We start from the raw sequence: 18,707 nt of genomic DNA on the forward strand, positions 1-18,707 counted from the left end.
CGGCGCTGCGGGTTCCGCATGGTCAGGCCGGGCAATCCTCATGGGTCTTGACCACGGTGAGCGTGGCAGGCGTGCCCTGCATCGGTGTGCCTGCCGCCGGGCTCTGCGCGCAGACCTTCCAGCGCGCCGGCCACAGCACATGGCGGCCCGCGCCGCGCCCGTCCCTGAGCCGGACGGAGGTGTCATAGTTCAGGGCCTGGTAGGCGGACACCAGGCCCTGGCCTGCCACCTGTGGCATCCGTTCGGGGCCGTCGGCCTGCGCCGGAGCGGCCGGGACCAGGCAGGTCAGGGCAAGGAGCGAGGTGGTGACGATGCGTTTCACCACCTGAGAACGATCAGTGCGGGCAACGGTCACCTGCGGCCGAAGCCGTCACCCTCGCATGGGCGGGTCCGCCCCCGTGTCCTGGTGCTGCCGGGCCGCCGGCCCACCGGACCGGCACGTGCCCGCGGCAGCTACGGGCTGCGCCGCCCGTCCGTCCGCCCGCCCGCCCGTCCGCCCGTCCGCCCGTCCGCCCGTCCGCCGATGATCCGGGTCAGGCGGCGGTATGCGCCTGCTCGGTGCGGACTTCCTCGATGACATGCCGGGCGATGGCCGCCATCACGGGGTTGGTCTCGCGGTAGTAGCGGAGCTCGTCGAGGGCGATCGACAGCGCCCAGCCGCGGCCGCGGGCCCATGTCGCGTCATCGGCCCCCACGGCCGTACGGAAGACGCCGCGCGCGTCGGCGGGCAGCAGATACCAGGCCACGATCATGTCGACGGCGGGATCGCCGAGGCCGAGGCATCCGAAGTCGATGACGGCGGCGAGCCGTCCGCGGACGGTCAGCAGATTCCCGGGCTGCAGGTCGGCGTGGATCCACACGGCCGGGCCGGGCCATGCGGGCGCCTGCAGGGCCGCCTCCCAGCCGGCGATCGCCGCGTCGGCGTCGATGATGCCGTCCAGCGCCGCCACCGTGGCGCGCGTCGTTCCGTCCCGTGTCTCCAGGGGCCGGCCGCGGTAGGACGGAGGCCCGTCCGCGGGTTCGATCCGGTGCAGCGCGGTGACGAACTCCGCCAGATCCGCTGCGAGCGAGCGGGGTGCGGCGAGGCGGCCGACGGCCGGTGTCTCCCCGTCGAGCCAGCGGTAGACCGACCAGGGCCAGGGGTAGTCCTCGGCGGGCGTGCCCTTGCCCAACGGTCCGGGTACGGCAACCGGGAGCGAGGGGGCGAGCCGTGGCAGCCAGCGGTGCTCCTTCGCCACGTCCTGGGCGGCCCCCTCGACGCGCGGGAGCCGTACGACCATGTCGTCGCCGAGGCGGAACATCGCGTTGGACGTGCCGGCGGAGTCGACCGCCGTGACGGGCAGGTCCGCCCACCGGGGAAACTGCGCAGCGAGCAGGCGGCGCACGAGAGGGACGTCGATGTCCGCCTCGTCGGCGTGCATCTTGCGCGCGCACATGGGCGCCTCCGCATCGGGTTGGTTTCTTGGGCGGCGTCCCTTGATACCCCGGCCTGCCCTCCGAGTCGACTCCGTTTCCTTCTCAGGTCGTCGACTCCGTTCTTTCTCAGGTCGTCGACTCCGATCCTCCTCAGGTCAGGGACCGGCAGAGCAGGGCGTCGGGGCGGCCCTGGTGTCCGAGGCGGCTGGTGTAGGCGAGGCCTGCCGCATAGGAATGGGAGGGACACTGTCCTTTGAAGTGGCCGTGGGCGAAGTCGCCGCCGGGGTCGCCGGGCGGGCGGTTGTCGCCGCGGTCGAACCAGAGGGTGGTCCCGTTCGTGCCGAGAGCAGTGCGGGCCGGTGTGCACAATGCGGCGGAGACCTTCTCGCCGCGCAGGCTGTAGCCGGTGAGGAACTGCCCGTCGGGACACTGGAGTTTGCTGTAGCCGGGAGCCCAGTCACCGCCGGCGGGGACATACCGCTCGTCCCGCACCACGGTCGGGACGCTGCCGGGTGCGCGCAGATCGCGGGCCGTGGGGGCGTCGGTGCACAGCCCGCGCCCTCGGGTGTGGCTGATGCCGATGAGCCGTTCGCCGTCAGGGCAGGCCGCTTTACGGGCTCCGCTGTCCCAGTCGCCGAGGGACCGGGCGCTCAGGGACTGGACGAAGTCGCGGTGGTCGGTGGTGAGCAGGTGCCAGGCGGGGGTCGTGGGCACCGGTCCCGTCTTTTGCGGGGCGCTCATGAGCCGGTGCCATGCGGGGGCCCGCCAGTCGTCGCCGTCGAGGACTCCGGTGCGGCGCCCGTCGGTGTCGTAACGCAGCAGGGCCCAGTTGTCCCCGGCCGGCCGGCCCTGGCCGTCGGTGCTCCAGCCGACGAGCGGCCAGTAAGCGAAGTCCGTGTCGGTGTCGGCAAGGTAATCGGTGAGGTTGCCGAACCAGGCGCGGGCGGCCTGGCCCGACTCCTCGGAGCCGGTACCGAATTCGCTGATCCACAGGGGTGCGGTGAAATGCCGTCCGGTCTCCGCGGAGACGTAGAACGCCTGGTCGTGCAGTACGGCGCGGAGCTGGTCGCGGGTCAGGTCCTGGTAGCGGGGGTCGCTGGTCTCCCCCACCCCTGTGGCGCCGCTGTGGTGCGGGCCGGTGTAGCCGTAGAAGTGGGCCGAGTAGACGAGTTTCCCGGAGGTGACGAGGGTGTGCGAGAGCGTACGGACCGGGGCGAGGGTGGGGCGGCCGTGCGGCAGGCCGTCCACCGGCAGACCGGTCCAGTTGATGCCCTCGATGACGATGAGGAGACGGGGGTTGGCCTCGGTCAGGATCCGGTCGGCCGCCTCCTGTGCGGCGGCCTGCCAGTCATGGCGGTCGCCCAGGCCCCAGTTGGGGTCGTCCAGGACGTCACGGCGCACCTCGTTGTAGAGGTCTGCCCCCACGACACGGCTGTTGTGCTGGTAGCGGCGGGCCATGAAGACGCAGTCATCGGCCCATTGCCGCGTGGACTGGCGGCTGTTCCACCGCTCGTTGCCGTCGAGGCCGCAGCACCATCGGGTGGTGTTGGTGTGGTTGTTGAGGATCACCGCGAAGCCGCCCGCGGTCAGGGCCGCCACCACGGCGTCGAAGACCTGCAGTGGCGTCCTGCCGCGGAGCTGTGGGTTGGCGGCGACCGCGGCATCGGGCACGCGGGCCGTGGAGTGGATCATCTCGTTGGAGAACGGCAGCCGGATGCTGTTGAGGCCCAGCGCGCGGAAGTCCTCCAGCAGTGCGGCGATGCCCACGCGGTCGAGGCCGAGGGGTATGCCGTGGGAATTCTGACCGCTGTGGTGGGCGGCCGGGTCGTTGATGTCGCCCGAGCCGTTCCAGGAGCCCTGTGCCCCGTCCCAGTTGGCGGACTTCAGCCGGAATCGCTTGCCGTCGGCGTCGACGATGTAGCGGCCTCTGGTGGAGAGCGGAGCGGTCCAAGCCTCGGCGGCTTTCCCGGCGGCCGACGGTCCCTGCGCGGAAGCTTCCGGCTGGGCGGGGGCCGCGGTCGCGCCGGGGACGGCGCCCCCTGTCAGTACGAGGCACATCGCCAGGGCGCGGCACAGGGAACGTAAGAGCGGCTGCACGTCATCTGCCTGCTTCGTCGGGTGTGCTCGCCGGCTTCGTCCGGCGAGCGGCCGCCCGGCAGGGGCACCACCGACGGGCCAGGGACAAGTTACCGACGGGTGACCGAGGAGGCCATAGCCCTGCAGCCGTTTTCCCGGACGGTCAACTCCCTTGATGGTTAGTGCCTCTGCCGGATGGGCGCGGGGAGACGATCCCCGTTGCTGCGCACGGCAGAAAGGCTCCGCCCGCGTACGTGCATTCGTCGGCCAGGCCGGTGAGCGACGTGGCCACACCGACCGTCACGGTGACGTCCACCGCCTTCGGGGCGGGGAGCCGGGACGGTACCGCGGCGACGATCTGGGTCGGGCTCTTGACGGTGACCGGCCCCGCGACGGCGGTGTCCTTGAACCGTACGGCCGCCCCCCTGGGCGAGGCCCGAGCCGTCGATGGTGACCTCGATTTCAGGCTCCTGGCCCAGTGGCACCAGCAGCAGCCGCGACATCGGGCGTCGAGCACGTAGAGTGACGAGATGATCACGATTCGGGTGCGCCGTCAGCCGGTACCCGTCGGCCGGTAGCCGGTCTCCCGGCACCCGTTTCCGGCACTCGGTCGCACCGGAGAAAGGGACAACGCATGCGCGCTCGCCATCTCGCCACAGCTGCCGTTCTGGCACTCACCACCGCTCTTCTCGCCGCCGCCCCGGCTCCGGCACAGCCCTCCGCCACCGACCCACCCGCGGACGGCCGGTTCGCCCCGGCCCGCCCGGCCGGGCACACCGAGGTTCCCGTCGAGGGCGGCTCGGCCCGCTTCGCCACGCCTCCCGCCCTTCTCGCCGCGCTCAAGGCGCACGGGGTGGTGATCGCGAACGTCGATGCCCAGGGCACGGTCACTCCGCACCACGACTCCGGTGGCATCAGCCTGGGCATCAAGGGCGGCGCGGTCACCAACAGCGGCGGCAAGGTCGGGGGCGAGCTGCGGTTCGCCGACTCCGGGATCGCGCTGATCAACCGCAGGACCAACAAGCTCGTCAAGGTCACCGGCTTCAGCGTCGACCTCGGCCAGGGCGCGCTCCGCGCCCGGCTGGACCGCGGCCCGAAAATGACCGTGGGCACCTTCACCCGGCCCGGAATCGCCGCCTCCATCGACACCGATGCCGCGAGGTTGCGGATGGACACCGGAATCACGGTCACCGCGGCCGCCGCCGCCAAACTCAACGCGGCGCTCGGCACCACCGGCTTCACCGGCGGCGGTCCGCTGCTCCACGTCCGCGTCGACGCCGCTCTCGACCCGTCCGTCGATCTCGGCACCGCCCTCAACCTGGGCCATCGCCCGGCCCCGTCCGACGCGGGACGCCGCTCGGCCGGTTCCGCGGGCGGAGGAGAGCCGTCAGAGTGGTGATCCGGTCCCGGCCGCCGATCGGATCTTCCCGTCGAGCCGGTCTGCGAGCCGGGAGGCCTGCGCGACTCATAGGGCGGAATGCCGAGGCCGGCGCCGAGCAGCGGGACCGCTGCGGCTCATAGGGCGGAATGCGGAGACCGGCGCCGGGCGGGACGGAGGTCACTGCCGCTGAGGGGTCCAGGGCAGCGGCAGTCCGTCGTCGGTGCGCCGGGGGACCAGATGGACATGGGCGTGGAAGACCGTCTGTGTCGCCGCCGGGCCGGCCGCGGTGATGATGTTCAGATCCCCCGTGAGTTCCGCGCCCAGTTCGGCCGTGCGCTGCATCACCGCGGCGGTGACGGCCGGGTCGGTCGTCGCGTCCCGGACATGGCGGCGCGGAATGACCAGCAGGTGTCCGGGGGTGACCGGGCGGCGGGGAACGATCGCGAAGGCATCCGGCCAGTCACGGACGAGCGGGACGGGCTCCGTGCCGGCGGCGATACGGCAGAAGGCGCAGGCCTCCAGTTGTCTGGCGGGCTCGCGGTGGATCAGGGGGCGGGCCATATCGCGGTGTTCGACGTCGGCGGCGGTCCCGCGCTCGGCGAGCCAGTCGGCGACGGCGCGGGCGATGGCCGGGGCTCGGTGGCGGCCGTACCAGCAGGCGACGTAGAGGTGAATTTCCTCGTCGGTGGCGGCCCGGTGCAGGGCGAGCAGCTGACGGCCGGTGCGCTCGACGGTCTCGCGGGCGTCCGGGGCGGACAGGACATAGTCGCGGACCTCGGGGTGCAGCCCCGTCAGCGCGACCAGCGGCGCGGTGACCGCGGTGTCGGCCGGGTCCCACATCCGGTCGCGGACGTCCAGTACGAGGGCGCCGGTGTCGTGCCGGGGCGGGGCACCCCAGCGGGCGCCGTAGGACGTGATCCGGATCGGGGCGGCGCTGCGGGGCATGGGCTCTCCTGCCGGGTGGAGACGGGTGGACCGTACGGGCCGGGAGACCTGCCCCGCGTCGCCGTCACCGTCGGCGGGCGGCAGGTTTCCCGCCGGTTTTCCTCCGACAGATGTACCGGACATGGCACGGCCATGGGGGCGACTTGGGACCGGGGTGTGCTGGTCGTCACGGTCGGCCGAGCGGCGGACGGTAACCGACAGGCAATGGGTGTACCGCGTTACGGGTTCGTTCAGCTACCGGCCACGCACGCCGCCCAAGCTCTGGAATGAGACATTCCGCTTGGTGACACCGCTGTGGCCGGCCTCTCGGCCTCGGCACGGAGGGCCTGATGGCCGGTATGACCCAGATCCCCACCAACCGTCGTAGTTTCCTCTTCACTTCCGGTGCCGCCGTCGCCGGAGCCGGTGCCGCATGGGCACTGCCGGGCCGGCACAGCAGCAGCGCGGCGCCGGGCGCCGGACACACGCAGACCCTGAACCGCACCACGCCGGCCCGCCCGGCCGTACGCCGCGCGGCACCGCACGGCGCCACCACGCTGGACACCACGGCGCGCCTCGTCGGCAGCGGGGGCTACCGCCGCCTCACCTCCGGCCCGGGCTGGCCCCTGGTCGTCCGGGGTGAACTCGCCGCCGCGTCGGCCGGACGCCAGGACCGGCGGACCGCCCTGGCGTGCTTCGTCCAGTTCACCGACCTCCATGTGGTCGACGTCCAGAGCCCGTTGCGCACCGAGTTCCTGCGCGCCGGTTCGCCGGGATCGTGGCGGGCCCAGGAGGCGCTGTCGGTGGCCGGTTCGGTCTCGCTGGTGGAGCAGGCCAACGCGCTCGGCGGCGGTCCGCACACGGGCCGTCCGCCGGCGTTCGTCATGTCCACGGGCGACAACATCGACAACCACTCCATGGTGGAGCTGGAGTGGTTCCTCACCCTCATGAGCGGCGGCCGCATCACCCCCAACACCGGAGACCCGACGTCCTTCGAAGGCGTACAGAACTCCGGTCTCGCGCTGTACTGGCATCCGGACGACGGGCTGCGCGACCAGGACAAGAAGCGCGGGCTGCCGTCGATACCCGGCTACCTCGAAGCCGCGATGCGCCCGGTCGTCAGCCCCGGTCTGCGCATGCCCTGGTACTCGACGCCCGGCAACCACGACGACCTGCCGGGCGGCTGTCTGGCCCCGCAGGACCCGGTGCTGACGGAGTACATCACCGGGGCGCGCAAGCTGTTCTCCGTACCGGACGCCGATGTGGCCGCGTTCAAGAAGGTGCTGGATTCCGGCGACGACCCCAAGAGCACGGTGCTCAAGGACATCCTCGCCCGCAACGCCGGCCGGGCACGGACCGTGACCCCCGACGAGCGGCGGCGGATGGCCACACCGCACGAGTATCTGCGGGCCCACCTGAACCCGGCCTTCGCGGGAGCGGGACCCGTCGGCCACGGCTACACCGACAACCACCTCGACGGCGACCGGATGTACTACTCCTTCCCCGTCGCGGAGGGTGTCATCGGCATCAGCATCGACACCACCTACCGCAGCGGCCACTACGAGGGATCGCTGGGAACCGAGCAACTCCAGTGGCTGGAGCGGACGTTGGCGGCCCACAGCTCCCGCCATTACGACGAGGACGGCCGGCTGGTGCGCAATGCCGGCGCCGATGACGCACACATCCTGGTGTTCAGCCACCACCACAGCCCGAGCATGACCCGGCGGCCCGACGCGGCGCGCGCGGAGGAGAGGCGCCACGACGGCGAGGAGGTCATCGCCCTGCTGAGCCGGTTCCCGAACGTGGTCGCGTGGATCAACGGCCACAGCCACATCAATCGCATCACGCCGCACGCCCACCCGACGGCCGCCCGCTCCTTCTGGGAGGTCAACACCGCCTCGCACGTGGACTATCCGCAGCATGCCCGGGTCATCGAACTCGTCGACAACCACGACGGGACACTGTCCCTGTTCACCACCCTCATCGAGTCCGCCGCGCCCCACCGCACGGACTTCGACGACCTGTCGGCCGTCGGCCTCGCGTCCCTCTACCGCGAGCTGTCCTACAACGCCCCCGGCCTCGCCGGTATGACGGGCGCGGTCCACGAAGTCATGGCGGGCACCCCGGCGGACCGCAACACCGAACTCCTCGTCCGACGGGCCTGATCCGGGGCCTGATCCGGGGCCCGCCCCTCGACGGCCCCTCGACGGTCCGTCCACGACCCCCCTCGACAACCGTCCACGCCCCGCCCACGGCCCCGGCCGTCGGCCCCCCGCGGAGACGGGGCCGTCGGCTACCCGCGCCCCGGCGGCACCGGCAGCGGGCCGGCCGCGCAGGCCACATCGTGCTCCGGAGCGGCCCCGTCGAGGAGATAGGCGTTCACGATGCCGTCCACACACGCATTGCCGTTCTGATACTGGCCGTGATCGCCGCCACCCGTCACGGTGACCAGCCGCGAACCGCGCAGCGCACGGTGTGCCGCGAGCGCACCTTCGTAGTACGTGGCGGGATCGTGCACCGAGTTGAGCATCAGCGTGGTCGGCAGCCCCTTGCCGGTGACCCGTACGCGGGGAGCGGCGGGCACCGGCCAGGACGCGCAGGTCGCCGCGTAGGCGAGTTCACGCGCCCCGGCGAGCGGATGGGCCGCGGTGTCCTCGGCGCTGCGCCGGATCCAGTGCCCGAGGTCACGACGCCACGGGGTGTCGTTGCAGGTCACCGAGAAGAAGGCGGCGGCGAACCCTGGGGACAGATAGTTCCCGAAGACCTTCCCGGCCAGGGTGCGCTCGGCCGGTGTGGCGGACGGCCAGTGGTCCAGGGCGCTGAGCGCGGACGCCAGTTGCGGGAACTGCTGCCCTGCGTTGTAGATGTTCTGGAGCGTGGCGTTGTCGAGCTGGTTGGGCCCGATCGTCAGGGAGCCGACGGTCAGCGGATGGTCGCGCAGGGCACGGCGGCGCGCCTCCCACCGCGCCTTCGCCTCGGCCGCGGTGCGCCCGTAGTGGTACGTGGCGTCGTAACGGGCGATCCAGGGCAGGAAGTCCTGCTCGAAGCGGCGCTGGAAGCTTCTCGGCTGGCCTCCTTCGACGTCCTGCCAGGTGCCGCTGAAGTCCAGGTTGCTGTCCAGTACGGCGCGCTCGACGCGCTGCGGGAACTCGGTCGCGTAGTACGCACCGAGCCAGGTGGCGTAGGAGGGCCCGTAATAGGAGATCTTGCGCACGCCGAGCAGGGCACGGAACAGATCCATGTCACGCACCGCCTGCTCGGTGGTCAGCCAGGGAATCAGATCGCCGCTGCGCCGCAGACAGCCGGCGACGAGCTGCCGGGATCGGTCGAGGACGCCGCGCAGCGCCGCGGGCGAACGGTCGCGGAAGTCATGGGCGTAGAAGTCCTGGAACTCGGCGTCGGTCTGGCACCGTACGGGCGTGCTGCTGCCGACGCCGCGCTGGTCAAAGCCGACCACGTCGTACGCGGCTCCCACGGCGGGCGAGCGGGCGGCGAAGTCCGCGGGCCGGGTCAGACCTGAGGCCCCCGGGCCGCCCGCCGCCATCATCAGTACCCCGCGCCGCCGGGCGGGGTCGGCCGCGCGGTGTCGGGAGACCGCGACGCTGAGGTCCGCCCCGGCACCCGGGTGATGCCAGTCGCGCGGCACGGTCATGCGCGCGCACTCCAGGGACGGTTTCGCCGCGCAGGGCTGCCAGTTGAGCCGCTGGTGGGCGTAGCGGGCCGGTACCGGCGGCCCGGAGCGGTCCGCCGCCCGGGCCGGCGACGCGGTGGGCAGCACGGCCGACAGCAACGCGGCCGCTGCCATTCCCGACAGCGCGGCCCTCGGCCACCGTGGTGTTCTGAACGCGGACATCGATCCTCCTGTCGGCGCGCGGAGTGCGCTGCCACGGCAAGAATCCTCGGCGTCCCGCGACCCACGGTCGATCACTCTGGTGCCCGTTCCCGAGGTGGCACCAGCACCACCACGCCTCTCCCCATTCCTCTCCCCACGCAGCACCGCTCTCCCTCCGCACACCGCCGCCGTCCCGGGCGCCGTGCCACGCCAACGGCTCCCTAATGTGGGGCTGTTGGCGGGGACATCTGAAGAAACCGGGGGCGGAGTGCAGAGCAAGGACCATGCCGTATGGGACCGGATTTTTCCGGTGAAGTACCTGCTGGTGCGGGAGGACGAGGAGGGCGAGGACGGCGAGGAGCAGCTGTGGGCCCGGTGCGCGGCGGTGGAGGGGCTGTTCGTGGGCCCGGTGCCGCCACCGCGGGAGGTCTTGACCCTGCGCGGCTACGCTCCCGCGGGCTCGTCGCGCGACGCCATGATCCGGCCGGAAGCGGCGGCAGGTCTCCTCGGCGACATGCTGATAGAGGTCTCGGACGGCACCCAGCCGGTGGGGTGGTGGGAACTCGTCGACGCCGTCGTCCTTGCCCAGCACCCCTGCCGGACCGACCCTTCCCTGGTGGACGTCGTGATGGGGGCCGGCGTCAAGAAGCTGGAGGGCGGTGTCCGCACACCGCCCGCGTCGCCGCGGTTCGAGCTGTTCACCGGCATGAACGCCACCGCGGGCCACTGCCTCGCAGTGGAAGGCCTGTTCACACCACGTCAGGATCCGGCCAAGATCCCCATGGAGCTCATCGGCTGCGAACCCACGGAACCACTGCTCTCCGTGCTGCGCAGGCCGAGCCGGTGGGAGCGGGCCGGGGCCGAGCTGTGGACGCTGGACCGCACCGGCCGGACCATGGCGCGCCATTTTGTCGGCCTGGGCATCGACGGGGCGCGGCCGTCCGTGCTCGGGGGCGCGCTGATCGACATCACCCTCACCGACGGGGGCGACAACCGCCCCTCGCCGGCCACCCGTACGGTCTGGGAATCCTGGTACCAGGGTTTCCCGACGGCCCCCAACCAGTGGGCGCCCTATGCCTCGCAGGGCAGGGCTGAGTGGCTCAGGCTCACTCTCCAGGCCACGAGGGCCCGGTACCCCGACCGCTCGGGCGGTGTCCACCACCTCGACGGCCGGTACATCACGGACGTGCCCGGCCTGCACTGCGCGTTGGGCGAGGCGCTCACCGGTCCCGGAGGGTACTTCGGGTGGGGGTGGGACGCGTTCCGGGACTGCCTGTGCGGCGGGTTCGGTGTGGCGCCGCCCTTCACCCTGATCTGGCACGACGCCGGCACCGCCCGCCGGGCACTGGCGGATGTCGTGTACGACCCGGAGGAAGGGCTCTCCTACTTCGAGGAGGTCGTACAGACCTTGGAGCGCTCCCGAGTCACGGTCGTCCTTGAGTGAGGACGTGACGGGTGGGTCGTGACGGGTGGGTCGTGCCCCGGGTGGGACGTGACAGGTGGGACGTGACAGGTGGGTGGTGGCGGAGCGTCGGCGGCGTCCCGCGTCTGCCGTCCGGACCGGAGCGCTGGGGCGTCCGGGGGACCCGGGCCGACGTGCTGCGTCCCCGCGGTGGTGGTGCGCAGTACCGTCAGTGCGTTGCATATCGGCAGATATGCGGCAGAACAACACCATTGGTGGAGTCTGTATGCCCCTCTCCGTCACACCGCGGCCGGCCCGACGGCGTATCGCCGGCAGCCTGGGCGTGCTGCTGGCCGTCGGCGTCGTCCTCATCGGCCTCATCCAGGCGGCGCCGTCCGCCCCGCGCCGTGAGCTCGATCCGCGGATCGCTTCGATCATGCGGAAGCCGGACTACCGGCATGCCCAGTGGGGGCTTTTCCAGCAGGATCCACAGACCGGCAAGGTGACCCAGTCCCGCTACGCCGGCCAGTTCTTCATCCCCGGTTCGGCGGCCAAACTGTTCAGCGTCAGCGGGACCTGGCACACCCTGGGCGGCGACCATCACTTCGTCACGCCGGTCCACGCCGTCGGACAGCGCCGGAACGCGACGCTCAAGGGTGATCTGGACCTGGTCGCGCAGGGTGATCTGACCCTCGGCGGCAGAACGCGCAAGGACGGCAACGTCGCGTTCACCGCCATCGACCACACCTACGCCAATGACGTCCCGGGGGCCACCCTCACCCCGCAGGACCCGCTGGCCGGCATCGACCAGCTGGCACGGCAGGTACGTCAGTCGGGGATCCGCCGGGTCGACGGCGATGTGGTCATCGACGCGCGCCTGTTCCAACTGGACCCCGCCCTCAGTCCGGTCCCCACACCGCTGATCATCAATGACAACGTGATCGATCTGCTCAGCACCCCCGGCGCCGGACCGGGTGCCCCCGCCGGGCTGGACTGGCGCCCGAAGGTCGCGCCCTACCACGTCACATCCTCCGTCCGCACGGTCGCGGCGGGCACAGCGTCCGACATCAACGTGAGCAGCTCCGCCGACGGCACCCGCATCCAGCTGTCCGGCACCATCGCCGCCGGCTCGGCCCCCGTCCTGCGGGTGGCCGCAATCAAGGACCCGAACGCCTTCGGCCGCACCGCCCTGATCGAGGCACTGAAGCGGGCCGGGGTCGAGGTCCGCGCGAAGGCCGTCGGCCCCAACCGCGCCCGCCAGTTGCCGCGCTCCTACCAGGGCGCCCCCATCGTGGCCCGCTACACCTCCCCCTCGTACGCCCAGTACGCCAAGCTCATCCTCAAGGTGAGCCACAACCTCGGGGCGAACCTGGGGATGTGTCTGATGGCCACCAGCAAGGGAAGCACCGACTGCGAGGCCGGATTCCCCGTACTCGCCACGTTCCTGGAGCGTGCCAAAGTGGACCGCAAGGCCGTACAACTCGCCGACGGCCGCGGCGGCAACCCGGCCGACCGGACCACCCCGCAGGCCCTGGCGCAGATCCTGACGTACTGGCAGCGCACCCCCGAGGCACAGCGCTTCCGTACCTCGCTGCCGATCCTGGGCGTCGACGGGACCCTGGCGGACTCCTGCCGCAACTGCCCCTCACGCGGCAAGGTCTTCGCCAAGACGGGCACTGCGGCGGGCGGCGACCTCCTCAACGACCGGCTGGCCGTGGGCGCCGAAACCACGGCCGGCTATCTGGAGACCCGCAAGGGCCACTACGACGTCTTCTTCGCCGGAGTGAACGGCGCCGCCACCCCCACCGCCGACATCAACGGCGTGCTGACCATCGCCAACGATGTGTCCGACGTCGCGGCCTACCTCCAACAACAGGCGGCCGGGCAGCACTGAGCAGCGGGGGTGGGTAACCGTGGCGGCCCGAGCGGCCCGAGCGGGGGCCGTTCCGTCCCCCCGATAGCCTGAGGGAATGCGGCAGATGCAGTGGGCGGAGCGGACGGCGGGCGCGGTCATCGGCTCGGCGGTGGGCGACGCCCTGGGAGCGCCCTTCGAGTTCGGTCCGGCAGGCGCCTTCTCCGCGCGGTTCCCTGCTCCTGGTGCGGCCGAGGAGATGTGCGGTGGCGGCGGCTGGGACCCCGGCGAGGCCACGGACGACACACAGATGGCCGTCATGGTCGCCGAGTCGCTGCTGGAGCGGGACGGACTGGACCTGCCGGACATCTTCCGCCGGTTCCAGCAGTGGGCGGCCTCCGGACCCAAGGACATCGGCCTGCAGACCGAAGACGTCCTGACCAACGGCGCGCCCTGGGACACGGCTGCCGCCCTCCACTTCCAGGTCAGTCAACGGGCCGCGGGCAACGGCTCCTTGATGCGGGCAGCCACGTCCGCCGTCTACTTCGCCCGCGACGGACAGCGCGCCACCATGGACGCCGCCCGCCGTATCGCCGCCCTCACCCATGGCGACCGGGCGGCCTGGGAAGGCACCGCCCTCTTCCACGAACTCCTCCGGGTCACATTGGAAGGCGGCGATCCGCGCACCGTTCTCCCCGATGTCCTGGCCCTCGTCCACCCCGACCACCGCCCGCGCTATGCCACGGTCCTCGCACCCGACTGGCACCCCGGCCAGGCCACCGAATTCAACGGGGCCGTCTGGCCATGCCTGGGCTCTGCCGTATGGGCCCTGCGCACCACCGGCGGCTATGAAGAAGCGGTCCGCGCGGCGATCGACCTCGGCGGTGACACGGACACGGTCGCCGCGGTCACCGGTGGCCTCGCGGGCGCCTACTACGGCCTGGACGCGATACCCGCCCGCTGGACCGCCCCCTTGCACGTTCCGCTGCCGGGCTTCGGCGACCGCGTGCTGAAACTGCCACAGCTGCTCGCACTTACCCACCGCCTCGCAGCCTGACCCTGTCCCGCATCCACCGCCCTACGCCCACTGGCCACTGGCCACTGCCCACTGGCCCCCTGCCCGCCCCCAACAGCGCCCAGGGACGACAAGGCAGCCGCCTTCGGGACTTAAATTGGCATCTTGAATGCCACTTCTATAGAGTGCTGCTGTGCGACTGACCAAAAGCACCGACATCGCCCTCCGTATCGCCATGCGCCTCGCGGTGCTCGGCGATGCGGGTGACGCGCCCACCACCCGGGAGGTGGCGAGCGCCGTCGAGGTGCCGTACACCCATGCGGCCAAGGTGGTCAGCAAGCTCCAGCACCTCGGCGCCGTCGAAGCGCGGCGCGGACGTGGCGGCGGGCTGACGCTGACGGCCGCGGGGCGCACGGGGTCGCTCGGGCGGCTGGTGCGTGAGCTGGAGGGGGTCGATGACGTCGTGGGGTGCGAGGACGATCCGCCATGTCCACTGCGCGGCGGCTGCCGACTGCGCGGCGCGCTACGGGCGGCACAGGAAGCGTTCTACGCCTCGCTCGATCCGCTCTCCGTTGCCGACCTGGTCGCCCCACCGACCGGGCCACTGCTACTCAGCCTGACCCCCGCACCACCCACGGGCTGAGCGCGCCCGGCCGACCCTGTCACGCCTGGGCGCGAAGGGACCGCCACCCCGAAGCCCCCTCAGGCCTTCCCGCACTCCCCCAGATCTCCCCGCACCCCTCAGCTTTTTCGCGGTTGAAAATACGCATCCAAGATGCAAGTTCACTTCCCCCACCCTTCGAGAATTCGGAGTTGTCGATGCTGTCGCCGAAGTCCGCCGAGACCGTACGTGCCACCCTCCCCGCCGTCAGCGGAGCCATCGGCGAGATCACGACGCTCTTCTACGAGAAGCTCTTCGCCGCCCACCCCGAGCTGCTGCGCGACCTCTTCAACCGTGGCAACCAGGCCAACGGCAGTCAGCGGCAGGCCCTCGCCGGGTCCATCGCCGCCTTCGCGCGGCATCTCCTCGACCACCCGGACGACCGGCCGGACGGCATGCTCGCGCGGATCGCGCACAAGCACGCCTCTCTCGGGGTCCGTGAGGACCAGTACCCGATCGTGCGGGAGCACCTCTTCGCGGCCATCGCCGACGTACTCGGCGATGCGGTGACCGACGAGGTGGTGCGGGCCTGGGACGAGGTGTACTGGCTGATGGCGCACGCCCTGATCGCCGTCGAGAAGCGGCTCTTGAGGGAAGCGGGTGTGCGGGACGGCGCGGGATGGCGTCGCTATCGGGTGGCCGGCCGGATCGAGGAGACCGACGAGGTGGCGACCTTCCTCCTGCGGCCCGCCGACGGCGCTCCCGTCCCGGCGTCCCGGCCCGGCCAGTACGTCTCCGTACAGGTCCAACTCCCCGACGGCGCACGGCAGATACGTCAGTACAGCCTGTCGGGGCAGCCGGACGGCGGGCTGCAGATCTCCGTGAAGCGGGTGGCGGCCGGCCGTCGGCCCGGCGGCCCGGGCGACGCGCCCGCGGGCGAGGTGTCCCAGTATCTGCACACACAGGTGCACGGCGGCGAAATCCTGTACGTGAGCCCGCCGTTCGGTGAGGTGGTGCCGTCCGACGGCGACGGGCCCCTGCTCTTCGCGTCGGCGGGCATCGGCTGTACCCCGATGGCCGGCATGCTCGCTCACCTCGCCGCCACCGGCTCCCGGCGCCGGATCATCACCGCGCACGCCGACCGCTCGCCCGCCACGCACCCGTTCCGTACGGATCTCCGCCGGCTCACCGGCAAGCTCGCCGACGCCACGACGGAACTCTGGTACGAGGAGGGAGCCCGGGACGAGGAGGAGGGCGCGGAGCGGGCGCCGGGCGGTGCGGAGGACGCGGTGACCGTGCGCACCGGACTGATGGATCTGACGCAACTCACCATCCCGGCCGGCACCACCGCGTATCTGTGCGGACCGGTGCCGTTCATGAAGGCCGTACGGGCCCAACTACTGGAAGCCGGCGTGCCTTCCGCGGCGATCCACTATGAGGTCTTCGGCCCGGACCTCGGACTCTAGGCGCGAACGGGCCGTGCCGGACCAGGTCGGTGGAGCAAGGAGATCATTGCCAACGGCCGGTGGGGGCAGCATGATGCGAGGAATGACAGCACACCTGCCTTCCACAACACCGGCCGTGATCCGGCTGACGCGGTACACGAGGACGGAACTGAGCGAGATCCTCGGGGACGGCCCGGACCCCTTCGGAGTCTCCTGGGCCGGGCTGACCTGGCTGGACAAGGACGAACACTTCGGCATCAAGCTGGACGGCCGACTCGTGGCGCACACCGGTCTGGTGACTGTTCCCCTGTCGATCGGCTCCCTGGAGACCCGGGCGGTCGGCTTCGGCGGCGTGGCCGTCGCTCCCGACCTGCGAGGACAGGGACTGGCCCGGATCGTCATGACCGCCGCCCTGGAGCACGCCCGCACGATCGGACCGCGGTACGGCCTCCTCTTCTGCCTGCCGCATCTCCTCCCCCTGTACGAGAGGCTCGGCTGGCGGCAGCTTCATGAGGACGTAGTGGTCGAGCAGCCCGGGGAGACCACCACGGTCATGCCGTTGGAGACCATGTGGACACCACTGCGTGACGGGGCTCAGTGGCCGGCCGGTGGGGTGCAGCTGCGGTCACTTCCCATGTGAGCGGCGGTCGTTGAGGTCTCGTCGGGGGGCGAGGCGATGGGCGACCGCCGGTCTCCGAGGTCGGCGGTCGGCCTCACCTGTAGCTGCCCCTGGCCCCTGGCGCACCGTCACGGTGCCGGGAGGGGCACCGCCTGTCCCGTCACCCGCACCCGCGGGTCATCGGGGTGGACGTCGACATAGAGGTCGCTGGGGCGGCCCATGTCCTCGCCCTGCCGGATGTGCACCCGCAGGGGCTCGGTGACCAGGCCCAGGGCACGCAGATAGCCGCCGAAGGCCGCGGCCGCTGCGCCGGTGGCCGGGTCTTCCACGACGCCGCCGACCGGGAACGGATCACGGGCGTGGAAATCGAAGCGGTCAGCGGCCTCGCGGTGGACGAGGTGCACGGTGGTCCAGCCGTGCCGGCGCATGAGGGCGTGCAGCGCGTCGAAGTCGTAGTCGAGGGCGGCCAGTTGCTCCCGGCTGCGGACCGCGAGGACAAGGTGGTCGTTGCCCGCGAAGGCGACGTGGGGCGGCAGGCCGGTGTCCAGATCGTCGCGGCTCCAGCGGAGCGCGCGCAGCACCGGCTCGACCTGAGTGTCCCGGGCCGGGTGGGAGTGCGCCGGCACGCTGGTCAGCGTCGCGCGGACCAGCCCGTCGTCGAGGCTGGTCCCCACCCGGATCTCGCCGGCGGGCGTCTCGAACAGCAGCTCGCCGGTTCCGTTGCGGGAGGCGAGGGCGACGGCCGTGGCGATGGTGGCGTGTCCGCAGAACGCCACCTCGGCGCGGGGGCTGAAGTACCGCAGCCGGTAACGGCGTGCGGCCGTGTCATGTGCCGTGACGAACGCGGTCTCCGAGTACCCGACCTCCGCCGCCACGGCGAGCATCCGCGCCTCGTCGAGGCCCTCGGCGTCGAGCACCACACCGGCCGGGTTGCCGCCCGCGGGGTCGGCGGTGAAGGCGGAGTAGCGCAGCACCTCGATGCTGTCCGGGCCCGGGAGGGTGTCCGGGCTCTGGAGGATGTCCGGGCTCTCGGCGGTGTGCGGGAGCGGGTTCGAGCTGGTGGGGGACGTCGTCTGTGAGGTCATGGGTCCCACGATGACACCGGGGTCTGATCGCGTCCAACGATGAATTTCGTTCCTGCCCATCGGATCTCGCGATAGCGTGCCGCGGTGGACACCAGACTTCTGCGTACGTTCGTGACCCTCGCCCGCGCGGGAAGTTTCACCGCCGCGGCCCGCGACCTCCATCTCGCCCAGTCGACGGTCACCGTCCAGATCCGCACGTTGGAGAAGGAGTTGGGGGCCCCGCTGTTCGACCGGATGCCGTCGGGGACGGTGCCGACCCGGGCCGGGCAGCGGCTGCTGGAGGAGGCCGAGGACGTACTCGACGCGGTGGCCCGGCTCCGTACGACGGCCGCGGTCGCGGCCGGGCAGTGTGACACCGAGGGTGGGACGGCCGAGGGGCAGGTGGTCGTCGGCGCGGGTGATTCGCTGTGCTCCGCACGGCTGCCGGGCGTGATCGCCGCCCTGCGGCGCGCGCACCCTCAGCTGGAGGTCCAGCTGCACGCCGTCAGCACGGCCGAGGCGGTGGACGGCCTGCGCACCGGCCGGCTCGACCTCGCGCTGCTGCTGGAGCCGGAGGTCGCCGAGAACGATCTGCTCGCCCGCAGGATCGCGAGCGAGCCGCTGGCGTATGTGGCGGCCCCCGGTCATCCGCTCGCCGGGCGGGCGGCCGGCTGGGACGAGCTGGCGCAGGAGTGCTTCTTCGTACACGAGGAGGGGTGCTCGTACAGTGACCGGCTCGTGCGGACGCTGCTGGGTCTGCCCGGTGCCCGGCCGCGGATCACCCGGTTCGGCAGTATCGACGCCGCCCGGTCGTGCGTCGCGGCCGGTCTCGGGCTGACGCTGCTCCCGCGTGTGACGGTCGAACGCCACCTTCTTGAGGGCCGGTTGACCATGGTGGAGGGCCCCGAGGCCCCGCCCGTGCCTGTGCAGCTCGTCCGGCACCGGAGACGGTGGTTCGCGCCGGGCGCGCGGATCGTGGCCGAGGAGATGACACGGACCTTCGCCGCCGCGGAGGCCTGAGCGGAGACATGAGCGGGGAGGCATGACGGGAGACCAGGGCGGGAGACCCTGATGACGGGA

General features: G+C 71.8%; 15 protein-coding genes. 9 read left to right on the forward strand and 6 right to left on the reverse strand.

Going from position 1 to position 18,707, the window contains the following annotated elements; all coding sequences use genetic code 11:
* Positions 1 to 22: 22 nt before the first annotated feature.
* The 3 genes from STRNI_RS02505 to STRNI_RS02515 form a co-directional block, all read right to left on the reverse strand.
* On the reverse strand, positions 23 to 325 hold the full coding sequence (locus STRNI_RS02505; protein ID WP_277410428.1) for a hypothetical protein: 303 nt from the start codon (positions 323 to 325) through the stop codon (positions 23 to 25).
* Between the two features lie 208 nt (positions 326 to 533).
* Positions 534 to 1,436 carry an aminoglycoside phosphotransferase family protein gene (locus STRNI_RS02510; RefSeq protein ID WP_277410429.1) on the reverse strand — a complete coding sequence of 301 codons (903 nt, stop codon included), beginning with the start codon at positions 1,434 to 1,436 and terminating at the stop codon, positions 534 to 536.
* A 130-nt stretch (positions 1,437 to 1,566) separates the two neighbouring features.
* Positions 1,567 to 3,474, reverse strand: a complete 1,908-nt coding sequence (locus STRNI_RS02515; RefSeq protein WP_277413183.1) for a glycoside hydrolase family 5 protein — start codon at positions 3,472 to 3,474, stop codon at positions 1,567 to 1,569.
* Positions 3,475 to 4,126: 652 nt separating this feature from the next.
* Here STRNI_RS02515 and STRNI_RS02520 point away from each other — a divergent pair.
* Positions 4,127 to 4,891, forward strand: a complete 765-nt coding sequence (locus tag STRNI_RS02520; RefSeq protein WP_277410430.1) for a hypothetical protein — start codon at positions 4,127 to 4,129, stop codon at positions 4,889 to 4,891.
* 159 nt (positions 4,892 to 5,050) lie between these two features.
* Here STRNI_RS02520 and STRNI_RS02525 read toward each other — a convergent pair whose 3' ends face one another.
* On the reverse strand, positions 5,051 to 5,818 hold the full coding sequence (locus tag STRNI_RS02525; RefSeq protein ID WP_018091535.1) for a RapZ C-terminal domain-containing protein: 768 nt from the start codon (positions 5,816 to 5,818) through the stop codon (positions 5,051 to 5,053).
* Positions 5,819 to 6,147: 329 nt separating this feature from the next.
* Here STRNI_RS02525 and STRNI_RS02530 point away from each other — a divergent pair, with 329 nt between their 5' ends.
* Positions 6,148 to 7,962, forward strand: a complete 1,815-nt coding sequence (locus tag STRNI_RS02530) for a TIGR03767 family metallophosphoesterase (RefSeq protein ID WP_277410431.1) — start codon at positions 6,148 to 6,150, stop codon at positions 7,960 to 7,962.
* Between the two features lie 128 nt (positions 7,963 to 8,090).
* Here the strand turns inward: STRNI_RS02530 and STRNI_RS02535 are convergent, their stop codons facing one another.
* Positions 8,091 to 9,650 (reverse strand): alpha/beta hydrolase, encoded by a 1,560-nt coding sequence (locus STRNI_RS02535; RefSeq protein WP_277410432.1) that lies wholly within the window; start codon positions 9,648 to 9,650, stop codon positions 8,091 to 8,093.
* A gap of 247 nt (positions 9,651 to 9,897) precedes the next feature.
* Between STRNI_RS02535 and STRNI_RS02540 the strand changes: the two genes are divergently transcribed.
* From STRNI_RS02540 to STRNI_RS02565, 6 genes are all read left to right on the forward strand, one after another.
* The gene (locus STRNI_RS02540) at positions 9,898 to 11,073 is read left to right on the forward strand and encodes a barstar family protein (protein WP_277410433.1); all 1,176 of its coding nucleotides are present in this window, start codon (positions 9,898 to 9,900) and stop codon (positions 11,071 to 11,073) included.
* Between the two features lie 244 nt (positions 11,074 to 11,317).
* Positions 11,318 to 12,925 (forward strand): D-alanyl-D-alanine carboxypeptidase/D-alanyl-D-alanine endopeptidase, encoded by a 1,608-nt coding sequence (gene dacB / locus STRNI_RS02545; RefSeq protein ID WP_277410434.1) that lies wholly within the window; start codon positions 11,318 to 11,320, stop codon positions 12,923 to 12,925.
* Between the two features lie 85 nt (positions 12,926 to 13,010).
* Complete coding sequence (locus tag STRNI_RS02550; protein ID WP_277413184.1) at positions 13,011 to 13,940, forward strand: ADP-ribosylglycohydrolase family protein; 930 nt, start codon at positions 13,011 to 13,013, stop codon at positions 13,938 to 13,940.
* A gap of 151 nt (positions 13,941 to 14,091) precedes the next feature.
* Complete coding sequence (locus STRNI_RS02555; protein ID WP_277410435.1) at positions 14,092 to 14,541, forward strand: RrF2 family transcriptional regulator; 450 nt, start codon at positions 14,092 to 14,094, stop codon at positions 14,539 to 14,541.
* A gap of 176 nt (positions 14,542 to 14,717) precedes the next feature.
* Positions 14,718 to 15,965: a globin domain-containing protein gene (locus STRNI_RS02560; RefSeq protein ID WP_277413185.1), complete on the forward strand. Its 1,248-nt coding sequence runs from the start codon at positions 14,718 to 14,720 to the stop codon at positions 15,963 to 15,965.
* An 82-nt stretch (positions 15,966 to 16,047) separates the two neighbouring features.
* A complete protein-coding gene (locus STRNI_RS02565; protein WP_277410436.1) occupies positions 16,048 to 16,584 on the forward strand; it encodes a GNAT family N-acetyltransferase in 537 nt (178 codons plus the stop codon).
* A gap of 107 nt (positions 16,585 to 16,691) precedes the next feature.
* Here the strand turns inward: STRNI_RS02565 and STRNI_RS02570 are convergent, their stop codons facing one another.
* Positions 16,692 to 17,648, reverse strand: coding sequence for a PhzF family phenazine biosynthesis protein (locus STRNI_RS02570; RefSeq protein ID WP_277410437.1), 957 nt, complete (start codon positions 17,646 to 17,648; stop codon positions 16,692 to 16,694).
* 84 nt (positions 17,649 to 17,732) lie between these two features.
* Here STRNI_RS02570 and STRNI_RS02575 point away from each other — a divergent pair, with 84 nt between their 5' ends.
* The gene (locus tag STRNI_RS02575) at positions 17,733 to 18,647 is read left to right on the forward strand and encodes a LysR family transcriptional regulator (RefSeq protein ID WP_277410438.1); all 915 of its coding nucleotides are present in this window, start codon (positions 17,733 to 17,735) and stop codon (positions 18,645 to 18,647) included.
* Positions 18,648 to 18,707: the final 60 nt, after the last annotated feature.

This window comes from Streptomyces nigrescens (assembly GCF_027626975.1).
Lineage (GTDB): Bacteria > Actinomycetota > Actinomycetes > Streptomycetales > Streptomycetaceae > Streptomyces > Streptomyces nigrescens.

What these genes read in the sequence shown, in the direction of transcription:
- STRNI_RS02550 (WP_277413184.1), top strand. Translation starts at nt 13,011, where the DNA reads ATGCAGTGGGCGGAGCGGACGGCGGGCGCGGTCATCGGCTCGGCGGTG.
- dacB (WP_277410434.1), top strand. Translation starts at nt 11,318, where the DNA reads ATGCCCCTCTCCGTCACACCGCGGCCGGCCCGACGGCGTATCGCCGGC.
- STRNI_RS02530 (WP_277410431.1), top strand. Translation starts at nt 6,148, where the DNA reads ATGGCCGGTATGACCCAGATCCCCACCAACCGTCGTAGTTTCCTCTTC.
- STRNI_RS02570 (WP_277410437.1), bottom strand. Translation starts at nt 17,648, where the DNA reads ATGACCTCACAGACGACGTCCCCCACCAGCTCGAACCCGCTCCCGCAC.
- STRNI_RS02510 (WP_277410429.1), bottom strand. Translation starts at nt 1,436, where the DNA reads ATGTGCGCGCGCAAGATGCACGCCGACGAGGCGGACATCGACGTCCCT.
- STRNI_RS02520 (WP_277410430.1), top strand. Translation starts at nt 4,127, where the DNA reads ATGCGCGCTCGCCATCTCGCCACAGCTGCCGTTCTGGCACTCACCACC.
- STRNI_RS02515 (WP_277413183.1), bottom strand. Translation starts at nt 3,474, where the DNA reads ATGTGCCTCGTACTGACAGGGGGCGCCGTCCCCGGCGCGACCGCGGCC.
- STRNI_RS02560 (WP_277413185.1), top strand. Translation starts at nt 14,718, where the DNA reads ATGCTGTCGCCGAAGTCCGCCGAGACCGTACGTGCCACCCTCCCCGCC.
- STRNI_RS02525 (WP_018091535.1), bottom strand. Translation starts at nt 5,818, where the DNA reads ATGCCCCGCAGCGCCGCCCCGATCCGGATCACGTCCTACGGCGCCCGC.
- STRNI_RS02565 (WP_277410436.1), top strand. Translation starts at nt 16,048, where the DNA reads ATGACAGCACACCTGCCTTCCACAACACCGGCCGTGATCCGGCTGACG.
- STRNI_RS02535 (WP_277410432.1), bottom strand. Translation starts at nt 9,650, where the DNA reads ATGTCCGCGTTCAGAACACCACGGTGGCCGAGGGCCGCGCTGTCGGGA.